Genomic DNA, 1,975 nt, shown 5'->3' with positions numbered 1-1,975 from the left:
CTCGACCTCATGCCGCAGCCAGAGCTTGCAGCGACCGCGACCCATGTCGACGACAGGTCGAGGCATCTCAGGATACCGGCGCTGGTAGCCACTGACGCTGTTGAACTGTGCGAGTCCGAGGATCTCAGCGACGGCGTGCGAGTCAATGAGCTGATCCACGTCGACTCGGCGGCCCATGATAAGACTATAAGTCTTGACTCCCGTGAAGTCGATGGTCTAGTCTTATAGACACGAGTTGGCCCCGGCGGGTGCGTGAACACCCCCGGGGCCGTGGCCGGCACCTATATGAGAGGTCCCGACGTGAGCGAGCATAGGCAGCATCGGAGACAAGCCCTCGCCGATGTCGTTGGTCGCGTCGAGCGGGAGCTTGCGGCCGGCGGTTCGGTGTCTGTACAAAGCTTCCGACGGATCAGCGAACTGCTCGATCGCTTCGGCCGGTTTGTCGAGGTTGGTCACGGCGTCGCGTCTCTCGAGGACGTGACGCCCGAGCATGTTCGGACCTTCATGAGCGCTTCCGGCGTGCGACTCAGCAACTGCGTCGCTCAGCAGTCCGGCTCCTCTTCCGGGTGGGCCGCGAGCTTGGGCTGACGTCCGGCGACCCGACCCTCGATTTGGGCCTCCCGGCTCGATCGCTGAGCACCGCGCGTCCGCTCAGCGATGAGGAAGTGGCGCTGTGTCGCACCGCGGCGCTGCACTCGCTGACGAGCACTCGCCTCTCGGCGGCGTGGGCGCTCGCCGAGGCGACGGCCCGCACGGCCGAGCTCTCCCACTTGAGGGTCGCCGATCTCGAGCTCGATCGGGCGCGGGTCTGGATCCATGGTTCGCCGCGGACCGAGGCTCGCTGGGGTCGACTCTCCGGCTGGGGTCGCGTACAGCTGGAGCGTCGGATACCCGAGCTCGGACACCCCGCAGATCCGGCCACCTTGCTGGTCTATGGTGGGGACGGGTCAGCGGAGAGCCGTCAGGCGTCGTCGTGTCAGGCGATCGGCGAGACGTTGCGGCGCGCCGGCCTCACCACCGAACCTGACGTCCGGCCGGTCTCGGTGGCCGCATGGGCCGGCGCGCGCGTGCTGGCCGACACCGGCCGGATCGAAGCCGCTGCCCGCGCGCTCGGATGCCGGAGCCTCGACGCGGCGGCGCGGCTGATCGGCTTCGAGTGGCGCGCCATCGAAGGTGACGCGTGACCCGCGCGCCCGGTGTCTCGGTGCTGGAGCGGGTCGAGGCGATCCTGCGCAACCCCGCGGTCTACGAGCTCGCGGCGCTCGTGCCCGAGCCGGACCGGAGCCGCGGTGGCCGGCGCCGCCAGTACCCGGTGTTCATGTGGATCGTCTACGAGGCGCTCCTGTCGGTCTACGAGAGCGCCCGCCAGGTGGAGGCCGAGCTGGCGCACCCCGTGGTGTGGGCCTTCGTGCGACGCCTGGTGCGCGAGCAGTTCGCGCAAGATCCCTCGCGGTGGCTGCCCGAGCGACCGATGCGCCGCCACCACTACCTCTACGCCCGCACCACCTACCTCGCCCGGCCCGACATCCTCGCGGCGTTGGGCACGCGGCACCGCGAGCTCGCCGCCGCGCAGGCCCGCACGGTCGGGCTGGTCGATCCGGAGGGTCCGGGCTCGTGGACGCATCCCGACCTCACCCGGATGCTCCATGCCGACGGCAAGGTTGTTACCCCTCTCTACAGGGCCCACCCGGGCGACACCCGGGTGGACAAACAGACAGGCGAGATCCTGGCCAAACGCTACGAGCCCGACGGTGCGCTGCACTTCCAAGGCGACGGCGAGACCGCATGGGGCACCAAGTTCGTGCTCGTCGCCGCCCGCGACGAGAACGTGCACGGGCGCATCATCCTGGACGTCGCCTGGGTCCCCAAGCACGGGGCCGAAGCCAAGAGCGCCATGGACTGCTTCACCCGGCTCGCCCCCCTCGTGAGCGGCGCCCAGGGCGTGATCTACGACACCGCGCTGCGCGGCGTCCAC

General features: G+C 69.6%; 3 protein-coding genes. All 3 read left to right on the top strand.

Features of this window, described 5'->3' with window-relative positions:
• Window positions 1-300: 300 nt before the first annotated feature.
• Window positions 301-588, top strand: coding sequence for a hypothetical protein (locus tag E6G06_15170; GenBank protein TML89026.1), 288 nt, complete (start codon window positions 301-303; stop codon window positions 586-588).
• A gap of 77 nt (window positions 589-665) precedes the next feature.
• Entirely contained in the window at window positions 666-1,184 is a 519-nt protein-coding gene (locus tag E6G06_15165) for a hypothetical protein (protein TML89025.1), read from the top strand.
• Window positions 1,181-1,975: hypothetical protein (locus E6G06_15160; GenBank protein TML89024.1), on the top strand; the 795-nt coding region annotated here is incomplete at its 3' end. The genes E6G06_15165 and E6G06_15160, both read left to right, overlap by 4 nt.

The sequence above is a fragment of the Actinomycetota bacterium genome, assembly GCA_005888325.1.
GTDB lineage: Bacteria > Actinomycetota > Acidimicrobiia > Acidimicrobiales > AC-14 > AC-14.
Note: the sequence above shows the minus strand (reverse complement) of the source record. Positions and strands in the feature narration are given on the sequence as shown.